General features: G+C 41.3%; 31 protein-coding genes and 1 tRNA gene. 13 read left to right on the forward strand and 19 right to left on the reverse strand.

The genetic code is table 11. The features are described from left to right. Positions 1 to 2 precede the first annotated feature (2 nt). Both WF803_RS00345 and WF803_RS00350 read right to left on the reverse strand, forming a co-directional pair. Positions 3 to 1,271: a PBSX family phage terminase large subunit gene (locus WF803_RS00345; RefSeq protein WP_489611924.1), complete on the reverse strand. Its 1,269-nt coding sequence runs from the start codon at positions 1,269 to 1,271 to the stop codon at positions 3 to 5. After that, on the reverse strand, positions 1,249 to 1,692 hold the full coding sequence (locus tag WF803_RS00350) for a terminase small subunit (protein ID WP_489611925.1): 444 nt from the start codon (positions 1,690 to 1,692) through the stop codon (positions 1,249 to 1,251). The genes WF803_RS00345 and WF803_RS00350 overlap by 23 nt, the downstream gene beginning before the upstream one ends. 151 nt (positions 1,693 to 1,843) lie before the next feature. Between WF803_RS00350 and WF803_RS00355 the strand changes: the two genes are divergently transcribed. After that, positions 1,844 to 1,960: a type II toxin-antitoxin system HicA family toxin gene (locus WF803_RS00355; RefSeq protein ID WP_489611926.1), complete on the forward strand. Its 117-nt coding sequence runs from the start codon at positions 1,844 to 1,846 to the stop codon at positions 1,958 to 1,960. Positions 1,961 to 2,008: 48 nt separating this feature from the next. Further along, positions 2,009 to 2,398, forward strand: coding sequence for a type II toxin-antitoxin system HicB family antitoxin (locus WF803_RS00360; protein ID WP_489611162.1), 390 nt, complete (start codon positions 2,009 to 2,011; stop codon positions 2,396 to 2,398). A gap of 164 nt (positions 2,399 to 2,562) precedes the next feature. On the opposite strand, the gene WF803_RS00365 is transcribed toward WF803_RS00360, so the two are convergent. From WF803_RS00365 to WF803_RS00380, 4 genes are all read right to left on the reverse strand, one after another. After that, complete coding sequence (locus WF803_RS00365; RefSeq protein ID WP_489611163.1) at positions 2,563 to 2,817, reverse strand: hypothetical protein; 255 nt, start codon at positions 2,815 to 2,817, stop codon at positions 2,563 to 2,565. A gap of 135 nt (positions 2,818 to 2,952) precedes the next feature. Then, positions 2,953 to 3,132: a hypothetical protein gene (locus tag WF803_RS00370; protein WP_489611164.1), complete on the reverse strand. Its 180-nt coding sequence runs from the start codon at positions 3,130 to 3,132 to the stop codon at positions 2,953 to 2,955. Positions 3,133 to 3,254: 122 nt separating this feature from the next. Further along, positions 3,255 to 3,395 carry a helix-turn-helix domain-containing protein gene (locus WF803_RS00375; protein WP_489611165.1) on the reverse strand — a complete coding sequence of 47 codons (141 nt, stop codon included), beginning with the start codon at positions 3,393 to 3,395 and terminating at the stop codon, positions 3,255 to 3,257. Positions 3,396 to 3,424: 29 nt separating this feature from the next. After that, positions 3,425 to 3,577 (reverse strand): hypothetical protein, encoded by a 153-nt coding sequence (locus tag WF803_RS00380; RefSeq protein WP_489611166.1) that lies wholly within the window; start codon positions 3,575 to 3,577, stop codon positions 3,425 to 3,427. 85 nt (positions 3,578 to 3,662) lie between these two features. On the opposite strand from WF803_RS00380, the gene WF803_RS00385 reads away from it, so the two are divergent. From WF803_RS00385 to WF803_RS00410, 6 genes are all read left to right on the forward strand, one after another. After that, complete coding sequence (locus WF803_RS00385) at positions 3,663 to 5,093, forward strand: ISLre2 family transposase (protein ID WP_489610821.1); 1,431 nt, start codon at positions 3,663 to 3,665, stop codon at positions 5,091 to 5,093. Positions 5,094 to 5,698: 605 nt separating this feature from the next. After that, complete coding sequence (locus WF803_RS00390) at positions 5,699 to 5,950, forward strand: helix-turn-helix domain-containing protein (protein WP_489611167.1); 252 nt, start codon at positions 5,699 to 5,701, stop codon at positions 5,948 to 5,950. A gap of 108 nt (positions 5,951 to 6,058) precedes the next feature. Next, positions 6,059 to 6,394, forward strand: coding sequence for a S24 family peptidase (locus tag WF803_RS00395; RefSeq protein WP_489611927.1), 336 nt, complete (start codon positions 6,059 to 6,061; stop codon positions 6,392 to 6,394). Next, a complete protein-coding gene (locus WF803_RS00400; protein ID WP_489611168.1) occupies positions 6,394 to 6,573 on the forward strand; it encodes an Arm DNA-binding domain-containing protein in 180 nt (59 codons plus the stop codon). Before WF803_RS00395 ends, WF803_RS00400 begins: the two co-directional genes overlap by 1 nt. Before the next feature lie 188 nt (positions 6,574 to 6,761). After that, positions 6,762 to 7,001 carry a hypothetical protein gene (locus WF803_RS00405; RefSeq protein ID WP_489611169.1) on the forward strand — a complete coding sequence of 80 codons (240 nt, stop codon included), beginning with the start codon at positions 6,762 to 6,764 and terminating at the stop codon, positions 6,999 to 7,001. 23 nt (positions 7,002 to 7,024) lie between these two features. After that, positions 7,025 to 7,489 (forward strand): site-specific integrase, encoded by a 465-nt coding sequence (locus WF803_RS00410; RefSeq protein WP_489611928.1) that lies wholly within the window; start codon positions 7,025 to 7,027, stop codon positions 7,487 to 7,489. Between the two features lie 79 nt (positions 7,490 to 7,568). Here WF803_RS00410 and WF803_RS00415 read toward each other — a convergent pair. The 13 genes from WF803_RS00415 to WF803_RS00475 form a co-directional block, all read right to left on the reverse strand. Further along, a tRNA-Arg gene (locus tag WF803_RS00415) sits at positions 7,569 to 7,642 on the reverse strand. 114 nt (positions 7,643 to 7,756) lie between these two features. Continuing rightward, positions 7,757 to 9,010, reverse strand: a complete 1,254-nt coding sequence (hflX, locus tag WF803_RS00420; RefSeq protein WP_489611170.1) for a GTPase HflX — start codon at positions 9,008 to 9,010, stop codon at positions 7,757 to 7,759. After that, positions 9,003 to 9,959 (reverse strand): tRNA (adenosine(37)-N6)-dimethylallyltransferase MiaA, encoded by a 957-nt coding sequence (gene miaA, locus WF803_RS00425; protein ID WP_489611171.1) that lies wholly within the window; start codon positions 9,957 to 9,959, stop codon positions 9,003 to 9,005. Before miaA ends, hflX begins: the two co-directional genes overlap by 8 nt. 3 nt (positions 9,960 to 9,962) lie before the next feature. Continuing rightward, positions 9,963 to 11,648 (reverse strand): DNA repair protein RecN, encoded by a 1,686-nt coding sequence (gene recN, locus WF803_RS00430; protein ID WP_489611172.1) that lies wholly within the window; start codon positions 11,646 to 11,648, stop codon positions 9,963 to 9,965. Positions 11,649 to 11,663: 15 nt separating this feature from the next. Further along, positions 11,664 to 12,470: a TlyA family RNA methyltransferase gene (locus WF803_RS00435; RefSeq protein ID WP_489611173.1), complete on the reverse strand. Its 807-nt coding sequence runs from the start codon at positions 12,468 to 12,470 to the stop codon at positions 11,664 to 11,666. 9 nt (positions 12,471 to 12,479) lie between these two features. Beyond that, on the reverse strand, positions 12,480 to 13,355 hold the full coding sequence (locus WF803_RS00440; RefSeq protein ID WP_489611174.1) for a polyprenyl synthetase family protein: 876 nt from the start codon (positions 13,353 to 13,355) through the stop codon (positions 12,480 to 12,482). A 4-nt stretch (positions 13,356 to 13,359) separates the two neighbouring features. Further along, positions 13,360 to 13,596 carry an exodeoxyribonuclease VII small subunit gene (xseB, locus tag WF803_RS00445; protein ID WP_489611175.1) on the reverse strand — a complete coding sequence of 79 codons (237 nt, stop codon included), beginning with the start codon at positions 13,594 to 13,596 and terminating at the stop codon, positions 13,360 to 13,362. Positions 13,597 to 13,605: 9 nt separating this feature from the next. Beyond that, the gene (xseA, locus tag WF803_RS00450) at positions 13,606 to 14,961 is read right to left on the reverse strand and encodes an exodeoxyribonuclease VII large subunit (protein ID WP_489611176.1); all 1,356 of its coding nucleotides are present in this window, start codon (positions 14,959 to 14,961) and stop codon (positions 13,606 to 13,608) included. After that, entirely contained in the window at positions 14,961 to 15,803 is an 843-nt protein-coding gene (locus WF803_RS00455) for a bifunctional 5,10-methylenetetrahydrofolate dehydrogenase/5,10-methenyltetrahydrofolate cyclohydrolase (protein ID WP_489611177.1), read from the reverse strand. The genes xseA and WF803_RS00455 overlap by 1 nt, the downstream gene beginning before the upstream one ends. 81 nt (positions 15,804 to 15,884) lie before the next feature. Further along, positions 15,885 to 16,292, reverse strand: coding sequence for a transcription antitermination protein NusB (locus WF803_RS00460; protein WP_489611178.1), 408 nt, complete (start codon positions 16,290 to 16,292; stop codon positions 15,885 to 15,887). Between the two features lie 168 nt (positions 16,293 to 16,460). Further along, positions 16,461 to 16,823, reverse strand: a complete 363-nt coding sequence (locus WF803_RS00465) for an Asp23/Gls24 family envelope stress response protein (protein ID WP_489611179.1) — start codon at positions 16,821 to 16,823, stop codon at positions 16,461 to 16,463. 47 nt (positions 16,824 to 16,870) lie between these two features. Next, entirely contained in the window at positions 16,871 to 17,428 is a 558-nt protein-coding gene (gene efp, locus WF803_RS00470) for an elongation factor P (protein ID WP_489611180.1), read from the reverse strand. A gap of 40 nt (positions 17,429 to 17,468) precedes the next feature. Next, positions 17,469 to 18,548, reverse strand: a complete 1,080-nt coding sequence (locus WF803_RS00475) for a M24 family metallopeptidase (RefSeq protein ID WP_489611181.1) — start codon at positions 18,546 to 18,548, stop codon at positions 17,469 to 17,471. 146 nt (positions 18,549 to 18,694) lie between these two features. On the opposite strand from WF803_RS00475, the gene comGA reads away from it, so the two are divergent. Genes comGA through WF803_RS00500 form a run of 5 tightly spaced genes read left to right on the forward strand, consistent with a single transcriptional unit; the run spans position 18,695 to position 21,773 of the window. After that, positions 18,695 to 19,684 carry a competence type IV pilus ATPase ComGA gene (gene comGA, locus WF803_RS00480; RefSeq protein ID WP_489611182.1) on the forward strand — a complete coding sequence of 330 codons (990 nt, stop codon included), beginning with the start codon at positions 18,695 to 18,697 and terminating at the stop codon, positions 19,682 to 19,684. Next, positions 19,635 to 20,711: a competence type IV pilus assembly protein ComGB gene (comGB, locus tag WF803_RS00485; RefSeq protein WP_489611183.1), complete on the forward strand. Its 1,077-nt coding sequence runs from the start codon at positions 19,635 to 19,637 to the stop codon at positions 20,709 to 20,711. Before comGA ends, comGB begins: the two co-directional genes overlap by 50 nt. Then, positions 20,708 to 21,013, forward strand: a complete 306-nt coding sequence (gene comGC, locus WF803_RS00490; protein ID WP_489611184.1) for a competence type IV pilus major pilin ComGC — start codon at positions 20,708 to 20,710, stop codon at positions 21,011 to 21,013. The genes comGB and comGC overlap by 4 nt, the downstream gene beginning before the upstream one ends. 21 nt (positions 21,014 to 21,034) lie before the next feature. Continuing rightward, on the forward strand, positions 21,035 to 21,481 hold the full coding sequence (locus tag WF803_RS00495) for a prepilin-type N-terminal cleavage/methylation domain-containing protein (protein WP_489611185.1): 447 nt from the start codon (positions 21,035 to 21,037) through the stop codon (positions 21,479 to 21,481). Then, a complete protein-coding gene (locus tag WF803_RS00500; protein ID WP_489611186.1) occupies positions 21,468 to 21,773 on the forward strand; it encodes a hypothetical protein in 306 nt (101 codons plus the stop codon). Before WF803_RS00495 ends, WF803_RS00500 begins: the two co-directional genes overlap by 14 nt.

Raw genomic sequence — 21,773 nt, forward strand, 5'->3', positions numbered from 1 at the left:
AATCACCTCAACTTTCTTAAAATAGCTAACTTGTCAGCCGTTCGCTCAGATTGGAAAACATAGTTCTGCAAGCTGTACCGAATGGCATCGATACAGTGGTTGTAACAATCACAAGGCCGGTTGATATACTCATTCGTCTGCTTATCTTTTTGCCAAGTGTAATTTTCCAGCTCCTCAATCGTCTTCACACAACGCTCGTCCACAATTATTTGGTGCTGCTGAATAAACTGAAGCCCCTGCAAAATACTCCCCGGAGGCTTTCTAGCCGCTACAACACGAGCAATACCGTGCTGCCGAAGCTCTGCCACCGATTTTTGCTCCGCCGAATCAGCAATAATCCGCTCCTTAGAAAACCCCAATCGCTTAATCACCTGAGCTAATTTGTCATTTGTTAACCCCCGTTTAACGTACTCCTGAACGATATACAGTTCCTTTTTACTCTCGTTGACCTTCACATGCATAAAAGCCGATGGATCATTCACATAACCAAAGTCCAAACCAAAGTAAGATGGCAATTCCCTAAGCTCCTCCTCATTTAAAAGCGCTTTTTCATACTTCGGAAAAACCAACTTATCCAAAGTGGCAAACTCACCCAAAGCATAAATTTTATAATAAGCTTCATTCGTATTCGCCAAATCTTCAATCGTCGCCACCGTTTGTTGATCCAAAAAGCGATTATCTTTATAGGTTGTTTGGTATACCACCGTGTTTTGCGGTCGCTTAATAAAAAAAGTCTGATAAACCCAATTCGCTTTAGAAACCGGGTTAAACATGAGAAAAATTTGCCGCTGCTTATGCTTCCGCTCTCGCAAACGCAAAGTCAACTGCGTGTAGTCGTCTAAAATAAATTCTGAGGCCTCTTCCATCACAACATCCGAAAGCCCCTTGATTGACTTAATTTTCTCGGCGTCATCTAAACCTTTGAATAAAAAAAGAGCGCCGTTCGGCAACTCAATTTGAAAGCTTGATCGATTAATTTTGCAATAGGGTAAAAGCCCAAAAGTGCCCAAGCCCGAAATCACGTCTGCAAAAATAGAATCCCGTACGGTAGAAGCCACCTTGCGCAAGAAGAGCACTTTTCGAGGCACTCGCCACGCCCGCAGCACTTTTAAAATGACCTTCTGGACCACTCCATGAGATTTCCCGCTCGAAGCCCCGCCATAGTGCACCTCGGTAAACGTATCATAGTCGTATAAATGCTCATAAATACTGCGATTAAAGACTTGTGATGGCTTGGGAATCTTGATCTTAATCGTCCCCAAAGTCATCATCACCCAGCGTAATTTCAATATTTTTACTGGTTTGCTCCACACGATCCGTCCACATCGCATAACGCCGGCCTAATAATTCCGCCGCCCGCAAGCGCTGTTGATGCTTCACCGGCACCTCAATTTTTTCCTGCAAACCGTCCCCCACACCAATAAACTCCACTTCTTTTTCCTCACCTCTGAGAAGAGAGGTCAAGTATCGCAGGATTTCTTTCTGGCTCGCTATCGCTTTTTCGTCTAATTCTTTCATTTTTTTGTCAATGTAAGCTTTTACCGAGTGCTTTGCGAGTACCTTTCTGGCATTAGCTTCTGCAACCGAGCGCTTGGTGGCAGAATATCCCGCATCAATATAAGACTGCGTGGCATTTCCGCTGATGATGTACTCATCCGCAAATCGCTTTTGCTTTACCGTTAATCGCCTAATTTTCCATCACCAACTTTCTAAAAATAACAAAAAACTGTACACGTGTTAGGGTACGTGCTGTAATATAAGTAAAAGGCGTTAAAGCATGGACTCAAAACAAGTCATAAAAATCCTGAAGAAAAATGGTTAGTATCACCACGATACGCGCGGCATTCACCACTATTTCAAGCACCCTACCCTTAAAGGAAAAATCACTGTACCACACCCTAAGAAAGATCTACCCATAGGTACACTCAATGCCATATGGAAACAAGCAGGGCTAAAATAGCCTTGCTTTGGATCCATCTTTAACTCCTACAAGAGAAAGGTGATTATAATGACGATTTACTATGCTGTTTTTGAGCCCGAAGGCGAGCGCTATAATGTATCCTTTCCAGATTTAGAAGGTGCCTTTACTTTTGGAGAAGATATGCATGATGCCCTTCATATGGCAAAAGATCTATTAGAAGGCTGGCTGCTTGTCACCGAAAAAGATGGCGACCCTTTACCAGCTCCCTCTCTCCCTCACGATATAAAACCAGATAATAAAGATAGCTTAATTATCCCTATTGAAGTTGATCTAGATATTGCACGCAAAAAACAAATGAATTATACCGTCAAAAAAACCTTAACGATCCCTCAATATCTCAATGAGCTAGGTAATAAAGCAAACATCAACTTCTCCCAAACGCTTACCGAAGCTCTAAAAGAAAAATTAGGAGTCTAGCCTGCTAGGCTCCTTTTTACTGTAAATCTTAAACATACAAAAAAAGAGCGGGGGTGTAACCGCTCTTTAGAGAAGATAGTTGGGAAATGACAAAAATTAGAGGTAGTCGAATGCTCCTTCATCTTCCCTACTATAACCATAGCATACCGACCAACTCGGAAACACTAGAATTTACTGGCGAATTGGTGGTGAAAGCAATCTAAGGCCTCACCATGAAGTTTATAGACCGTACTCACGTCATAGTTCATCCTCTCAGCCACCTCTTCCCATTTTAGACCATCAATATAGCGATAGATCAGCAGGAGGCGGTGGTTTCGATTCTCCAGACCCATCACCTCTTCGATAAGTTTAGACTTATAATTGACTAGGCAATCAATCCGAAAATTGATTTGATTATTCAATTCTGCCAGTTGGATCATTTTATCTTCTGTGGGGTTACCGTGGGGCACGATCCGAGGAGATCCGATAGCTGTTGGATGCCTAAGAGGCTCGCTTTTAGAGGTTCGTACGATTCTTGTAAGGCGGTGATCTCTTCATCAATTTTAATCGCTTGCTTAAAATAATCCTTCGGCGTCATGCGAGATCCCCGAACTTCCGAACCCTAGGCCGCTTCGCTCCGGCTCCCTGAGTTCCTTGACTTCAACCACTTCCGCCTCAGGAATTTTGACCAGCTCCAACTGGGCAATGTGGTCGCCAGTTTTGACTGTATACGTCCCATAAAGGCAGTCACACATCACTTTGAGCTCCCCATCTTTTAATTAACGATTCTTTAGTTTTATTTCCAAATACGTTATTTTCGTACTCGTTGCCTAAAAAATTTGATCATATGTCACATTAAAAGCGTGCATATACTTCTTCAGTAGACTATCTTTGATATCAGCAGAATTTTTTCTATATTGTAAATTGTGCGATCACTAACTTTAAAAAGCCTTGCTAGCTCTTTTTGAGTCAGGCCGTATCCATCTCGTAGCTGCTTTAAAGTCATTTGCTGCTCCATGTGCTCACCTCCTCTCTTTTTTTTATTTTCTATTTAATCACCCAATATACTAAGCTGGCTATCATCAATAATACTATCCCTCCTATAATTGGATTAAACTCAATTTTTATATTGATCTGTTTTTCACCATTTTTGAGTTCATTCTCGTAAACAAAATTTCCTAACCTATTTTTCTTTTTCATAACTTTTACCCCATTCCTTTGATACTTAGTGTAAAATTATGCTCGGTAAGACTTGAAAAATAAAAAAAGGACATCTATCTTTAAGTTGATCAAAAAAAAGAAAGAAGATGTCCTCATGAATGATATTATCACAGATATTCTAAAAAAGACGGAAAATTGCTCATCTTTAGGTGACTTTGAAGATATTGTTTATCCGATATTAAGCAATTTTTGCTGTGAATGTCTTGCAGCGGTTTTCACTCAACTTGATCAGCAATTAATTCAAAGATACCAAGCCGAAGGCTGGAAAATTGCTCGCTATGAACCACGCACACTATGTTTTATGTTTGGTGCCGTCACTTTTAGACGCTGTCGGATGAAAAAAGAAGGTCACTCTAGCTTTCTTCCCCTAGATTTGTGTTTAGGACTAGAAGCAAGAAGTCATCTTTCTTCTCAGGTCAAAGAAAAAATTGCCCAGCTTTGTACGAAGCAAACTTTTCGTGCGACTGCAGAAGCCTTCAATGCTTTAATGCCTTTTAGTATTTCGCATCAGACCGCACATCATATTGTTCAAGAAATTGGGCAAAAAATTTTAAGCTTTGAGAATAAAAAAGCAGAAGAGAAGGAACTGGCTTACTCTCAAAAACGATCCGTTCCTTTTCTGTACATTGAAGGGGATGGTGTGCTGATCACTAAGAAGAAGAAAAAAGGGAAAAGGACAAAACATCTTCAACTACACCGTGTGACCCTCTATGAAGGCGTCGATCGATCCACTTCGCGGCATCAACTTATTCAAGCTCATTATTTTTCTTCTGTTCAATCTAGTGCAGCCCTTCGAGAAAAAGTTAGCCGATTTCTTAAATCCTACTATGATTTACATCAAACGATTGTGATTTCTAATTCGGATGGTGGCAGTGGTTATACGGAGGAAGATTTTAACGAGATGATTGGGGTATGCCTTCGGCATGAACATTTCTGCGATAAATTTCATGTCATTCAAAAAATCAGAACGCGCCTATTTTTTGATCATAAAATACGTCAATTGGTCATTAAAAAAGTGAAGGCTTATGATTTCGAAGGAGTTCAAGTTACTTTGGAGACCTGTGAAAGTCGCTGGCACCATCATCAGGAGTTTTTGGCTGAAATTGAAGCTCTAAGAGCTTATCTTCAAAGGAATTGGTTACTCATTAAACCAGCAGAGCAGCGAGGCTTACCAAACCATTTTTCCGGTGGCGTTTGTGAAGCAGGCCATCGGCTTTATACTTATCGCATGAAAAAGCAAGGACGAAATTGGACCCGTCAAGGCGCAGCAGCAATGGCTGCCATTATCACCGCTCAATCTAATCATTGTTTTGAAGAAGCTGTTCGATCAGATATTGAAGCTAATACAAGCCCATTTATACCCGAATATCCAGGGATTGTTAGGGCAATACTATGTCACAGGCCGCAACAAAGTTCTTGTGGTGCCCATCAGGGCACGATTCCAAGTGAAGTGTCAAGCAGTATGGTCGGGAAATTATACCATACATTTTGTTAGCTGCTTCGCCAAAAGACACGGAGTGCGTGCTAAAGACCTGCGTTAGCAGTGTTAGCAGGCCGTCCGTATATCTGGCTCTCGGAGTGCCGATAGGGTGAGCGTAGCGAGGCCTATCCAACGACATAGAGCCAGAATAGGACGGTCAGGCGTAAGCTTCTATGAAGCGTAAGCCGGTGCCACTGCTTTTCAACGCAGCGTCCTTTAGCACAAAAACGAAGTGACTTTTGAATAATTAGATACGAGATAGAGTTCTTTATGATTGACCGAGCATTGCTTGACACTAACCCTTTGATAGTTTTTCTTGAAAGGAGTACTTTGAAATGGTAAACTTACCTTAAGTCACCCCTTTTCAGGGAGGGGCTTTCGCCCCTAGTGACTTAACGATTTACTTTAAGTTCAAACTCAAAAGATAATAGTGCGATCTTGAGTTTGAACTTCAGGAAGAAGCTTTTAAAAGGCTTCTTCTTTTTTAGTTTTACCACTTCATTTCATCCTTTTTTAACTTTCTAAACCTATTACATAATTATGTTGAATTTTTGTCAACTATTTCTTTACGTTTTTCGTTTGTGTTTCTATAGTATAGGTAATAAAAAGGATGGTGTAAAATGAAATCAAAAATAAAGTTTGGTTATATGATCGACTTTTTAAGAAGAAAAGATGGTTTAAGTCTAGAAGAATTCGGCAACAAATTTAATAAAAATAAATCTACAATTTCTAGATGGATTAGTGGTGAACGTTATCCTAAAGTAGATGAAATTGAAGCAATAGCAAACTATTATGGTATTACCATCAATGAATTAGTTTTAGGGATAGATGACGCTACATCCACCTCCGAAGAAAAAACTGACATTTTTTAAATCTACACCCAACTCACTCCTCCTCGCCAACACAAGGTCTACACCTTCGCCTCAGATCAGCTAGACGAGCAAAACGCCACTGTAGAAGAATCCCCTTCCTATTACACCATCGTCCTCAGCGGTGCGGTCTCCGCTGGTGATGGGGAATACCTCCAAGATCAACAGCAAGAAGAAGTCACGATTACCAGTAAGCCACCCCATCATGACTTTGCGGTCAAGGTCAATGGCCGATCGATGGAACCACTCTTTCAAGACCAGGAAATTATTTTTGTTGAAAAAGAAAAAAGCCCTCGTATAGGGCAAGTGGTGATTGCTAGTATTGATGGGGAAGCTTATGTGAAAAAGCTAGCAGAAGATCGCTTGATCAGCTTGAACAGCAGTTATCAAGATATCTATTTCCATGCGAGTAGCGATGTAGAAATTTGGGGAGTAGTGATTTTGTAGTGGCATCCTTTGATAGACTGCCAAGCGGAAATTGGCGGTATAGAGTTTTTTATAAAGACGAAGGGAAAAGAAAAGTAAAATCCAAGAGCGGTTTTCGGACAAAGAAAGAAGCTCAGTTAGCAGCGGCCAGAATGGAAGAAAAAATCGCCCAAGGTGTGGACTTAGCGAGAGACCGTTAGTGGTGGAATATTTATCAGATTGGTTTGAAGTCCACAAACAACCGCACTTATCCCCTGCGAGCCAAAGACAGTATGAAGGCGTAATTAACCTTTTGAAAAAAGAGTGACCAAGGAAGAAAATTAAAAAAGTCACCACAAATGACTACCAGGCATTAGTTAATAATTTTGGCGCCACGAGAAGTCGCTCCATGGTCAAAAAATTAACTAGCGTACTAAATCAACTGTTCGCTTATGCTCAACACCAAGGGCTCATTATCATAAATCCCAACTACAAAATAAAAATTACAGGTTCGGCTCCGGCTGGTCGGCAAACGTTATCACGAAAAGAAGCAGAAAAGCTTTCTAAAGCTTTAAATTGGGCGCACCCCGCAGAAGCGATCCTTTATATGTGCTTACATACCGGAGCGAGAAAATGGGTGAAATCCTAACTCTGACCAAGCAAGACGTGGATATGAAAAAGCAAAAACTTTTTATTACTAAAAGTTTTGATTACCACACTGGGCGAACCAAGCCGACCAAAACAGAAAAATCTACACGAGAGATTGCTGTTAATTCTAGTGTTTTAATGCTTTATCAAAAATATATTAGAAAAAATACTAACATAAAATTAAAGTTAAGTCTTAGACCAGAAGAAGATACACTTTTCGTTAACAAAATGCTTATCCGTCCCACCTACAAAAATATTCGCACTCACCTGGCAGGCTTATGCCAGAAATTAGGCATAAAAAAAGTAAGGATACATGAGCTTAGACACACCCACGCTTCCTTACTTATTGCCAAAGGGATTCCTGTACAGTATGTTTCGGAAAGATTAGGTCATGCTGATGTCACTACCACGCTGAACACATATACACATGTCATTAGCGAAGTTCAGCGGGAAAATGACGATATTATCCGTCGCATGAAAAACTTTTGAAAATAAAAGTTGTCATAAAGTTGTCACGAATGACTTTTATCTCTTTCTTAAAACCCTCAGAAACCCTATAATGGCGGTATCTAGAGAGCGGGATTCGAACCCGCGACCTACGGTTTAGAAGACCGGTGCTCTATCCAACTGAGCTACCCCTAGAAATATCACAACAAAATTAATTATAGCAAATTTATCATGACTCTTCAATGGTGGTCAAAGCAAAAATATGCTTATTAAGCAAAAATTGTGAAACAAGCGATTTAAAAGCAAAAATTAGGTTTTAAGGGTCAAATTCTCCTGGATTGCCGTGGGAAAGGTAGTATGGCTATCCTTGTAGCCAGATAAAATATACATATTTTTACTTTCAGAGAACTCCTCTTCTTCAAAGTAAATAATATGCCGACTGCCTTGCCAATCCCCAAAATCCGCCGGCGCCACCGCTACTTTAAAATAGTTGTATTGTTTTTTCATCATTTCTGCCATGCCAGTCATCAAATGTTTCGTACTTTTTGGCTGAATGGCAGAAGTTTGCAAATGTGGATCATGCATTATGAGATTTTGTGGCTGTGAAACTAAGTCAATTTTATTGTAAACGTGCAGACGAGGAATGTGGTCCAAGCTAAGTTCCTTCAGTAAATGTAAAACCTCTTCTAGTTCGCGCTCTCGATAGGGGCTTGAGGCATCTACGATGACTAAGAGTAAATCCATATAACGTGATTCTTCTAAGGTTGAATGAAAGGCATCGATCACCTGAGGCGGGAGATCTTGGATAAAACCTACCGTATCGGTCAAAGTCATTTGAAATTGATTATCATATTCTACCGTTCGCGTTAAAGGACTTAAAGTAGCGAAAAGTTGATCTTCTTCATAGGTGTCTGCGGAGGTCAAATGGTTTAAAATAGTAGATTTTCCTGCATTCGTATAACCCACTAAGCCCACTTTAAACACGGGGTTTTTGAGGCGTCGCTGGCGACTAATATGCCGATGTTTTTCTACTTTAATCAACTCTTGCTTAATTTTAGATATTTCATCACGTAAGACGCGGCGATCTTGTTCTAACTTTGTTTCCCCAGGGCCTCGTGTTCCAATCCCCCCGCCTAGACGAGACAAAGCCAAGCCTTGTCCCATGAGTCGAGGCAGCAAGTATTCTTTTTGGGCTAATTGCACTTGGAGTTTAGCTTCTTTACTCTGTGCTCGTAATGAGAAAATATCCAAAATTAATTGAATGCGGTCAATAACAGCACAATTCAATTGACCTTCAATATTTCTAAGTTGGCTGGGAGAAAGTTCATCATAAAAAATAACCAAGTCAATAGCTGAATGATTAAGCATTTGTTTGATTTCTTGCAATTTACCTTCGCCCATATAATATCTAGGATCGGGATTTACCCGTGTTTGAACAGCTTCATGAAGAACTTGACCTCCGGCTGTTTGAATTAACGATCGGAATTCTTGCATTTTCATGGAGAATAGATTCTCTGCCGTTTCAACACGTTTTACAGCAGCGAGAAGAACACGATCAGCCATACTTGACCTCCTTTTGTAGAAATTTATTGATTTCATCCACTATTTTTTCTTGCTGACGCGGCTCCGTTATCAGATCATACCAATGAATGCCATTAAGCCGATTTCTTAACCAAGTTAATTGTCTCTTAGCATAACGCCGAGAATTTCTTTTCAAGGTCGACACTGCTTCACTTTTACTTATTTGCTTAGAGAAATAAGGGAAAAATTCCTTGTAACCAATCGCCTGTAAGCATTGACTATCTTGAGGTAAGCTTTGCTGGTAGAGCCATTGGGCTTCTTCCAGTAAACCAGCCTGCATCATCATATCAACACGGTGATTAATACGATCATATAGAATTGACCGTTCCGTGGTTAGCCCTAAAATAAATAGCTCATAAGGACTACTTTTTGGCATTGTTCGTTGTTCAGAGAACTTTTGATCTGAAAAATGGCAAACTTCAAGCGCTCGAATCACTCTTTTAATATTATGAGGATGGATTTTTTCTGCCGCTGCTAAGTCAATCACCTGCAATTTTTGGTGCAAGGCTTTGACTCCCATGTTCTCAGCATATTTTTCCATCTCCAAACGAAATTCAGGGTGAGGTTTTACACGACCTCCTAGGGGCAAATCATAGAGTAAGGCTTCTAAATACAAACCTGTTCCCCCAACAATAAAAGGAAGGCGGGAGTTCTGAAATAGATGATTTAAACAGTTTTTAGCCAGACTTTTATAAGTCGCCACCGTGAAAGGCTCTCTTGGCTCTACCATATCAAAAAGATGATGAGGAACCTTCTGCCGTTCTTCCGATGTAGGTTTAGCTGTGCCAATATCTAAGTGGCGGTAAATTTGCATGGAATCAGCATTTACAATTTCCCCATTAAATTGCTCAGCAAGTTCTAAACTAATATCGGTTTTTCCAACAGCGGTTGGCCCACAAATGACAATAACTTTTTGGGAAATAATTCTCACCTTCTATTTCATTTCTTGTTTAGCATTCCGTCTCATTTCCTTGGCGGCAGCCAGAGCGGCCTCGGTCAGGTTCTCACCGGCGCTCATTTGTGCAATCACATGTATCCGTTCCTGCTCATTAAGCAACTTAACTTGGGTAGAAGTGCGTTCGTCGGTTACTTTTTTCACGATATGTAACTGGTGATCCGCCCGCGCTGCGACTTGCGGTAAATGTGAAATACATAGTACTTGGGCATGATGGGCAATAGTCCCCATTTTGTCTGCAATCGCTTGGGCTACCCGACCACTAACCCCCGTATCAACCTCATCAAAAATAATGCTCGTGACATCTTCTGAAGTTTGAAAAATTGTTTTCATAGCTAGCATGATTCGCGAAAGTTCCCCACCACTCGCAATACGAACGAGTGGCTTGGCTGGTTCACCCAAATTAGTTGAAATCAAGAACTCAATTTGATCTAAACCATGCGGTCGAAAATTTTTCTGCTCTACACATTGAACAAAAAATTGCGCTTTTTCCATGTATAAGGAGGCCATCTCATGATTAATAGCTTTTTCAAGTTGTTGGCCAGCTTTAATGCGTTCCTGATGCAATTTTTGCCCCAAAGCCAATAATTGCTCTTCTAATTTTTGAACGTCCTTTTCCAGCTGAGCCAAATGCCCTTCATAATTTTCTAATTGCTCCAGCTCTTTTTTAGCTTCATCCGCGTAAGTCAAAATTTCGGGAATTGAATCCCCATATTTTCGTTTCAGCTGATGAATCACACTTAGCCGTTCTTCAACTTGATTTAAAACTTCTTCATCATAAGTTAAGTCATCGATACTACTATGAATATCAATACTTAATTCTTGTAGTACATAATAAGCATTATTAGCCTGCTCAAAATAGTGCTGATATGTTGGCTTCAAAGTGGCAATGCCCTCTAAGGCTTGAACCACCTGGCCTAATTGATCAGTAATATTCCATTCTTCACGGGTCAAGGCTTCGTGTGAGAACTGCAAGGCTTCTGCGATGGTTTGATAATTCATCAATTGCTCACGCTGCTTCTCCAGGTCACTTTCCTCATCGGGATGAAGCTGGCAGCTTTCAATATCATTGATTTGAAATTGTAATAAATCAATCCGTTGGGCTCTCTCTTGCTGGCTAACATTTTGCTTATCTAATCTATCTTTAGCGACCTGATATTTTGCAAAAGTTTCCTGATAGGCTTTTAACTTTTCATACAAGGCTTCCCCACCAAAACGATCTAAAAATAAGCGATGGCGTTTCGGATCCATTAGAACTTGATGCTCATTTTGCCCATGAATATCAACTAAATATTGGCCAACTTGTTTTAAGAGAGCGACTGTTAGAGATACTCCATTAATCTTAATTGTATTTTTACCAGACTGACTGACTTCGCGGCTAATAAGAAGCTGATGGTCATCAAAAGGAATCTCTAGGTCGGCTAATAATTCCTGGGCCTGTAAAGAGAGGTGAGGCTGGTAGAAAATGCCTCTTAAACGGTAAGAATGACAGCCATAGCGAATAAAGTCTGTCGAACTTCGCCCGCCGACCAAAAGACCAACAGCATCGATGATTATAGATTTACCAGCACCCGTTTCTCCAGTGAGAACTGTCATGCCTTCCTTAAAATCAATCGTTAAATGTTCAATAATAGCAAAGTTATTGACTTCTAAGTGCTGCAGCATAATAACCTCCGAACACTACAAATGCTGATGAGCCTCTTTGACGACGGCTTGAATATTTAAGTCTTCAATGGCTTGCGCTTGTGCTGTCTTTTTAAGGTAAAGTAAGAATTCAATATTCCCCTTACCGCCCGTTATGGGAGAATAGGTCAAGCCGAGCGGAACATAAGCAAGCTGCTTAGCCTGGGCGATAACTTCTTCAATGACTTCACGATGAACCTTTGGATCGAGTACTAAGCCATGCTTACCTACTTTATCACGACCCGCTTCAAATTGCGGTTTAATGAGAGCAACAACATGCCCCTCATCCGCTAGAATAGCATGCAAGGGTTGGAGGATCAATCTTAGTGAAATAAAGGAGACATCGATCGTCGCCACATGAGGTTGGCCCTCATTAAAGTCCTCGGGCTTGGCATAGCGGAAATTAGTTTGTTCCATCACGGTAACACGCGGATCCTGCCGTAGAGACCAAACCAGTTGATTCGTTCCGACATCTAAAGCATAGACATGACTTGCGCCGGCTTTAAGGGAAACATCAGTGAAGCCTCCGGTTGAGGAACCAATATCTAATACATTCGCCCCTTTTAAGGAAACCGGAAAGACTTCCAGAGCCTTTTTTAACTTTAAACCACCCCGAGAGACATAGGGCAAGGTTGGCCCTTTGCAATAAAATTCTGTCGTCATGGCAACTTTTTCGCCGGGTTTATCATAGCGTTGATGTTTCTCGTCAAAAATACTACCAGCCATAACCAATCTTTTAGCGCGCTCCCGTGATGGCGCTAGACCTTGTTGAACCAGTAGGACATCCACTCTTTCCTTTTTCATCCTCCACCTCTAAATCCTTAAATAGTGTAAAAAATCATACAAAAGCTCAAAGTTTCGAGTCTCATAGATCCCCTCCAAGCTCGCTAAGTTTTCCTTTGCTGCTTGGACGCATTTTTCGAGATAACTTTTTGCTCCAGGAATCCCCAAATGAGCAGGAAAAGTATTTTTTTGCAAGAGCTTATCGCTATGAGAAATTTTACCCCGTTTTTTATCTGTCCAGACTTCTTCCTGCAAGTCATTATGGATTTGGTAAGCTAAACCATAGTGCTTTGCAAAGTTATTCAATAATTTCTGCCCCTCAGATTCGACAGCACTAAGCAAAGCGCCTGCCTTGATAGAATAACTTAACAAAGCGCCGGTTTTACGTTGGTACATCACTTCCACCGCTTCTAGGGAAATATCAGTACCTTCTGCTTCTAAATCAAGACTTTGCCCGCTTACCATCCCTTGGTAGCCCGCTGCTTGACTTAACAGAGTCATTAATTTAATTTTAGTTCCATCGCTATAAAGGTCAGTGGCACTTAAATATTCAAAAGCTGCCGTCAATAAAGCATCGCCCGCCAAGATAGCAGTCGCCTCATCAAATGCTTTATGGTTGCTCAATACACCACGCCGGTAATCATCGTCATCCATAGCTGGTAAATCATCGTGAATTAAACTATACGTATGAATATATTCAACAGCAATGCCTGCCGGCAGGCATTTCGCTTCATCAACGCCAAAAGCTTTCATCAGCGCCAGGATAAAATAAACCCGCAAGTGCTTGCCTGCATTTTCTAGAGAATAGCGAATACTCGCTTCTAGGCGGGTATGCCCTTGAAAAGGAGCAAGCAGCTGCTCAGTCAGCTTCTTGTCATAGGCTTGTTGTAGATCTTTTAAACGCATCGCGTTACTCCTTAGTTTGGGGTTCGAAGTCTTCGAGCTCGCCCTCTTCATTCATCAACTTTGTCATGGTTTCCTCGGCTTCCTCTAGTGTTTTACTGCAGTACTGGCTTAAGGAGATGCCTTCTTTAAAATAAGCCATTGCTTGCTGCAGGGGTAAATTCTCTTTTTGTAAGGCGTTAACAATATGTTCTAATTTTTGCATCGCCTCTTCAAAGTTCAAAGCTTCCGTTTGCTCTTCCATAGGAACCTCCTAACTGATTGTATGGTCTTGCGTTTGAATTTCTTCCACTCGTACCTCGGCCTCTCCGTCATGGAAAGTAAGGGTTAAAACATCCCCGACGCCAATTTCATGAACACTACTAATCGGTTTTTCATCTTCACTCACAAAAGTATAGCCTTGGCTCAAACGTTTGAGGGGCGAATAGGCATCTAATTGCTGCAGATGAGTTTGTAAATTTTGCTTCAAATGATGCAATTTATTGTTCATCGTCGCATCGAGTAACAGCTGCTTTTGTTCTAATTGATGCTGAGCTTTCACAATATGCACTTCGGGATTGAAATCAGCCAACTTCCGTAAAAGAATTTGCTGGCGTCGCTCTTGCTTGTAAAAGCACTGCTGAATTAGGCCCTGCATTTCTCTCTCTAAATTTCCCAAACGCATATTGTAATGATCGAATAAACGCTGAGGAGATTGAAAAACATAATTCTCCCGTAATTGTCGTAAGTATTCTGAAAAATAAGTTAACCGGTTTTGCTGAACTTGATATAAAGATTGCCGCCATGTTTGGATACGATAGATTTCTTCACTTAACACAGGAGTCGCTAATTCTGCTGCCGCGGTAGGCGTTGCTGCCCGTTGATCAGCCACTAAATCACACAAGGTGGTATCCGTCTCATGGCCAATTGAAGAAATGACAGGATAAGGACAAGCATGGAGTTCACGCACAACCTGCTCTTCATTAAAACACCATAAATCTTCGACAGAGCCCCCACCCCGCGCTAAAATAACCGTATCATAAGGGCCGTCTTGTCTAATACGCTGCAAATTTTTTGTAATACTATTTTTGGCTGCAGACCCTTGAACGACCGTGGGGTAGAGAATAAGTTGCACGATGGGGTAACGCCTTTTGATCGTGGTAATGATATCTTGAATAACTGAGCCGGAAGGTGAAGTTAACACAGCAATTTTTTTGGGATACCGAGGAATAGCTTGGGGAGTAAAGGCAAACAAGCCCTCATTTTTTAATTTCTCTTTCAGTTGTTCAAAAGCAATGAATAAGGCTCCCAGGCCATCCGGTTGAATGGAATCAACATATAATTGATAACTCCCAGTTCTTTCATAAACGCCAATTCGGCCCTTGATGAAAACTTTCATTCCCTCTTCAAGATTAAAATTTAAACGTTGATAGCGGCTGCGAAACATCACAGCCGAAATCAACGCTTGCTCATCTTTTATACGAAAATATTGATTATTATTTTTACCACGATCGCGAAAACCTGAAATTTCTCCCGTCACATAAACTTGATTCATATAGGGATCTCGGTCAAATTTAGCTTTAATATAAGCGGTAAGTTGACTAACCGTCAGGTATTTCGCTTCCGTCATTACTTAGCCTCTTTTTCCAAGCGGGTGATCATTTGGTCAAAGAGCATGACTTGGGTTACAGGACCAACCCCACCCGGTACAGGAGTAATGGCACGGCATTTTGGCGCTACATTTTCGTAGTCCACGTCACCATGTAATTTGCCATCAACATAGGTTGTCCCAATATCAATAACAGTTGCGCCCTCTTTGATCATATCTTCCGTCACAAGACCAGGCACACCCGTTGCCGAGCAAACCACATCTGCTTCGCGAGTGAATTTAGCGGTATCCTTGGTGAAAATATGGCAAATCGTAACCGTAGCATCTTTTTGTTGTAGAAGTTCTGCCAATGGACGGCCAACAACCGCACTGTTACCAATGACTACGCAATCCGTTCCTTTTAATTCCGTATCTGCCAGTTCAAGCATCTTCATGGCCGCTAAAGGCGTATTAGGAATGGTCGAAGGACGTTGGTGCAAGAGGTTCCCAAGGTGAATAGGATGCAGGGCGTCGACGTCTTTTTTAGGGTCTAACGCTAAACGAACATCCGCTTCGTTAATATGTTCAGGTAAAGGCATTTCTACCATAATACCGTGAGTGTTCTCATCTTCATTGCATTTTTGAATTTCTTTGATGAGATCTTCTGTCGTGGTTTCAGCGGGGAGCTCGACAAGATTATACTTCACACCGACAGAATCAGCGAACTTGCCCTTAACTTTGGCGTAAGCGGCATTAGCACTGCGGCCTTCCACTAAGAAAGTCGTCATGCTTGGTTCGATGCCTTTTGCTTTTAAGGCTTCGACACGCTCAGACATGCTAGCCTTAGCCTCTTTAACATAATCCTTGGAGTAAATTTCAAACATATTTCTCCTACCTTTCTTCTCACTTATACTATTATGGCAATGCCACACTGTCATAGTAACAAAATTTTAAAGAAATAGCGACTATTCCTTCTGTGTCTCTAAAAGCTTGGCTAAAACTCCGTTAATAAATTTCTTAGCTTGCTCATCCGTATAGCGCTTGGCTAGCTCTAAAGCTTCATTAAGGGCCACAACACCAGGAACTTGTTCATCACTTACAAAAATCATTTCATAAGCAGCCAAATGGAGAAGCAAACGGTTGATATCTTCAAGCCGATCAATCGACCAACGCCCTTCGATACAAGGGGCCAACTCTTCATTGAGCCGTTGTTCTTTCGCCAAGACACCTACGACTAACTCCTCGTAGGCGCTAGGAATTTCAGGCCGATCGAGATTTTCGGTGGGCCATTCCCCATAAGACGCCACAAAAGAAAGGTCACTGGCCGGTTCAGGCTGGCCTTGCTGGGCTATTTCCTGCCATTCGTCTATCAAAACTTGATGTTTCTCTAAACTGGGCCTAAGTTCTTGCCGATTATCCCATAAGAAGGCGAAGCACTCTTTTAGGGGATAATCAGGATTAAAAGCTTTTAGATATAGCGTTAGAAACGCTAACTCACGAATTTGTCTAGCGGAAAAGACTTTCATATTACCTCGCATGTACTAGGCCATGAAGAGTCCAATGACGTCAATATTAATAATATCCAAACTAATTTCCGTCATTTCATAAACTGCATCATGGATCTTTTTTTGTAACTGAGTTGCTTTCTGGGGAATGTTAGCCCCATAGGCCAAGCCGACTGTCAGCTGCAGCAGGAACTGGCCTGTTTCGTCTTCAAGGAGCATGGCCGTATGATCACGTTGAAACCAATCTTTCATTTGTAAACGAGCATTGGAATGCAAAACAACCCCTGCTTCTTGACGAGCGACATGCTTAGCAATATCTTCAATCACTTGCTGGGAAATGACATAATCCCCCGCACAATGTGTAGAGTATTCAGCTGCTTCAGAGTTAGCCACAACCATCGAACTCCTCCTTATCAAAATTCAAAGGAACATTTACCTTGTCAATATTAAGCTCTCGATACATAGCTGCCATCTTGAGTATTGATGACGAGCTTGTCGCCGGCATTCACAAAAAATGGAACATTAACAACCACGCCAGTTTCCATAGTTGCTGGTTTAGAACCGCCTGAAGCTGTATTCCCTTTAATGTTAGGTGCCGTCTTTTCAACAGTTAATTCTACCGTATTAGGAAGTTCAACCCCCAAAACTTCAGAGTCATACATAATGACATCAACATCCATGTTTTCTAGGAGATAGTTGAGTTCATCTTTAATTTGCTCGGCTGGAATTTCAATTTGCTCAAAATTACTGGTGTCCATGAAGACATGTTGCGTTCCATTGGCATAAAGATATTGCATATCGCGTTTATCAATATGAGCCGTTTCTACTTTCTCGCCCGCACGCCAAGTTTTATCCAGTAGAGCACCCGTCCGTAAATTTTTTAATTTTGAACGGACAAAAGCGCCTCCTTTACCGGGCTTAACATGTTGGAATTCGACTACACGATATAAACTATCGCCATTTTTTATTGTTAAGCCAGTTTTAAAATCATTCGTTGTAATCATACTCTAAGCCTCCAGTATATCCATGTAAATTGTAACTCTCTTAAATGATTAATAACTCACGCGGGGATGGGGTCAAAATTTCGCCGCCCTCTTCAGTGATTAAAATATCATCTTCAATCCGAACGCCTCCTAAGCCTTCGACGTAGATGCCCGGTTCATTCGTAATCACATTCCCTGGCACAAAGACCTCTTCACTGCGGAAGCTGACCATAGGCGCTTCATGCACTTCAAGGCCAACCGAATGTCCGGTTGAATGGCCAAATTGCTCACCATAACCGCATTCTTTGATGTAATCACGAGCAACGGCGTCAAGCTCCTTACCGGTAAGGCCAGGACGAGCAGCTTCGTTTACCCGCCGATTGGCTTCGTAAACAATATCATAAATTTTACGAAGTTCAGCCTTAGGTTCACCAATAGCGACCGTCCGTGTCATATCGGAAGCATAGCCATGATAGTAGCAACCATAATCTAATGTGATTAAATCACCTTTTTCGACAACTTTTTCACTGGCGACCCCGTGTGGCATGGCGGACCGTAAGCCGGAAGCAATAATTGTCGTGAAAGAGACCCCCGAGGCACCCATTTCCCTCATTTTAAAGTCCAAAGCATTAGCAATTTCAATTTCCGTTTGCCCGGGCTCAATGAAATCTACAATGTAAGAAAAAGCTTCAACGGCAATATCACAAGCCGTTTTAATGGTCTTAATTTCTTCTTGGTCCTTCACTTCGCGAAGCTTTTGGACAAGGCCCGGTTTTTCTATCCACTCACACGCGACCTTTTGTGATACCTGCTTAAAAGCTTTAACCGTTAGGTCATCAGCTTCAAAGCCAACGCGGTGTTGGGGCAATTTTTGAATTAAATCGGCCATATAAGCTAACGGATCGGAAATAGCTGCCGAACCCCCAGCAATGATAACCTTAAAGCCTGCGCATTGCTCGTGAGCTTGCTCTTCGTAACGAAAATCGGTGAAAAAATAAGCGTCCTCTTGCGTAATCAGAACAGTCGCTGTCGTCCCCGTAAAGCCACTGAGATACCGTATGTTGTATAGATTGGTTACATAATACGCATCCAAGGCTTCTTGGCGTAAAACCTCTTGCAACTTTTGAACTCTTGCTTCCATCAATAACACCTCTTTATTCCTCAAAAAGCTACTCTAATAATTATAACATAAGTTCTTTTCTTAATTCTCAAAGGAATTTAAAAAATAAAAAGTGAATATCTGTTTCCCTCGCTGTATATCTTAAATGAGTAGCTAAGGAGGAATTTATGGAAAATTATGTCAAAAAATTATTAAGCGAAGCAAGCCATCAACAGTGTGAAGATATTTATATTAGTCCCAAAAAAGATAAATATCAGGTGAGTTTACGTCTAGGCGAAAAGTTAACCCTTCTAGAACAACTTAGCCTAGAAGAAGGGAGTCGATTGATTCGTTATTTTAAATATCAGGCACATATGGATGTCGGTGAAAGACGACTGCCTCAAGATGGGGCCTACTACTATAATGACGGCAAAAATTTTGTCGAACTACGGTTATCAACGATAGCTAACTACTTATTGCAAGAATCACTGGTCCTTCGTCTTCTCCATCAAAATAAAGAGCAAAAGGAGGCCCTATTCACTCACCCTCTACAGGCCAAGTTCTCTTATTTCCTGCGTAAGAAAAGTGGCTTACTTCTCTTTTCAGGTCCGGTCAGTTCTGGGAAAACAACTTTAATTTATGATCTTTTAGGCAAGCGTTATGAGACCTCCCCTTGTTCTGTTATTACAATGGAAGATCCAGTTGAAATTAAGGATGAACGCTTCCTGCAAACTCAGGTGAATATGAAGGCAGGGGTCGACTATGGCGCCTTAATTAAAGCCAGTCTCAGGCACCATCCCGATATTTTAGTTATCGGTGAAATCCGTGACGAACTTACAGCTCGCATGGCTATTCGGGCTGCTCTGACCGGGCACCTCGTTATCGCTACGATCCACGCCAAAAATTGTAAGGGAGTTTTAAACCGCTTAAAAGAACTTGACATTACGCCAGAACAATTGCTGCAAACCCTCGGCTTAATCACCTCCCAAAGATTAGTTCCAACGGTAGAGGGCCACCGTCAATTAGTGATTGAAGCCGTGATGGAAAAACAGATTCAGCCACTCATCAAGAACCAAAAATTTGAAAATTACCGAACACTAAACGATGAATTAGAGGAGTTGCTTAAGCATGGAAAAATTAGTCAAAACACCTATGAAGCTTACTGCTTGGAAGGCTAAATGCCAGCGAAGACGTATCAAGCGTCGGCAGCAGGCTGATATTCTTCGCTATATTGGTGAATTATATACCGAGGGTTTTATGTTAGCGGAAATCCTTCCCTTTCTGAAAATCCTTGAGCCTCATTACCAAGAAGAATTTATGAAAATGCAAGAGACAATGAGTCAAGGAAGGTTATTTTATGAACAAGCTCACCACCTTAATCTCAATGCCAATATTCGCTATCAAATTTATATTGCAGAAACAAAAGGTAATTTGGGCGAAGGGTTGCTGCAGATCGCCAGTTACCTGGACGAGCAAGACCGATACGAAAAGAAATTACGACAAGCGCTGGCCTATCCTCTGCTTTTAATTGCGATGGTTATCGGCCTGCTCTTGGCCTTGCGATTTCTGATGTTGCCCCACTTAAAAACCTTTATTCAGCCCGGCCAAGACTTGACTACTGATTGGTTACTCATGAGCCTAGAACATTTTCCCCAAGCCCTGGTCCTTACTTTGGCTGGCCTTGGGGTTCTGCTCACTTTGTTTTACAGATGGTGTCGAAGAACGAAAGCACTGAAACGCGCGCAAACTTTTGTCAAAATCCCTTTTCTGGGCAGCCTATTTCTGTATTACTATACCTACTTTTTTGCTTACGAATTTAGCCAGCTATTGAAACTTGGCTACAGTTTCAAGGAAATAGTGGCCACTTTTAGGCAGCAAAATATTTCCCCACTCTTACAAGAGCTTGGCGAATTTTTTAACCAAGGGTACATCCATGGCGTCCCCTTTCAAAGTAAATTGCAAGAAGCTCGTATTTTTTCTCCCGAATGCCAGGCTATCGTAGCCCACGGAGAGCAAATTAGCGCCTTAGGGATAAAACTTCACCTTTATAGCCAACGCTGCCAAAAAGCTTTGTTTAAAACTTTAGCTAGGCAAACCAATTACCTGAAAAATATTATCTTTTTAGCGATTGCTACTCTCATTATCTCGGTCTATCTGATTTTGATGTTACCCATGTTATCCATGCTAGGAGGTTTACGAGCATGAAAAAATTTGTTTCCTACCTTAACCAATTAAAAACTCAATTATGCAATAAAAAAGCCTTTACCTTAGTTGAAATGGTCATTGTGCTGTTTATTATCGCTTTGCTCCTTTTGATCATCATCCCTAATATGTCCAAGCAAAAGGAGGTTGCCGAAGAAAAAGCGGATGCGGCGATCATTAAAACAGTTGAGACACAAAAAGCACTGTACGAACTGGAATATGATCAGGCACCCACCGATCAGGAATTAATCGATAAACAATACCTCACCTCAGAACAATTAGAGCGTTACCACAAGAATAAATAGAAGAAAGCTTGGTGAAGTCATGTGAATAGGTTGAGTCAATTTAGGAAGGTAAGCCATCATACGCATGGCTTCACCCTATTTGAAACGGTCATTGTGTTAGCCATTACGGCGCTGGTGCTTTTAGCCACGGTTAGTCATTTACATTGGCAAGAAAGAAAATTATTACTCACTAAAACCGTCCAAAGTGTTGCCTTAAACTACGAACAATATCAGCAGCGGGCGCAATTGAATGGTGAAAATATTACCATACAAGCTTTTAATAACCGCGTTATTTTCCAGTCCTTAACACAAGCAAATTCCACTGAAACGATCACCCTACCCAAAGATATCCAAGTTTTACAAGCCCGAACGCTATTTTTACGGCGTAATTACGGCTTAGAGCAACCAACAAAGCTTACTTTTTACTCCGGTAAGGAACGGTTATCGATTGTTTTCCAACTAGGAGGAGGAGAATATGTTATCCGCTAAAAGACAAAGCGCTCAAGGTAAAAAGAGCGGCCATCTCTTACTTGAAGCTGTCTTATCTTTAGGACTAATTACCAGCTTTACCTTATTAACCATCGGCCAACAAAGCCAGCAAATCAAAAAATATCAAAATGCGCAAAAACAGGTCCAAACTTACGAGAACATGTATTATACCGTAAATGAAAAATTAGCTTCTCTAAGAGCTAAGCCTTTACTGGATGAAAAATTTACCTATTACAATGAAGAAACAGGTGAAACTATTGCTATCCAATTGGAAAATATGGACGAGTACTAA

This window comes from Aerococcus sp. BD502, from assembly GCF_057919555.1.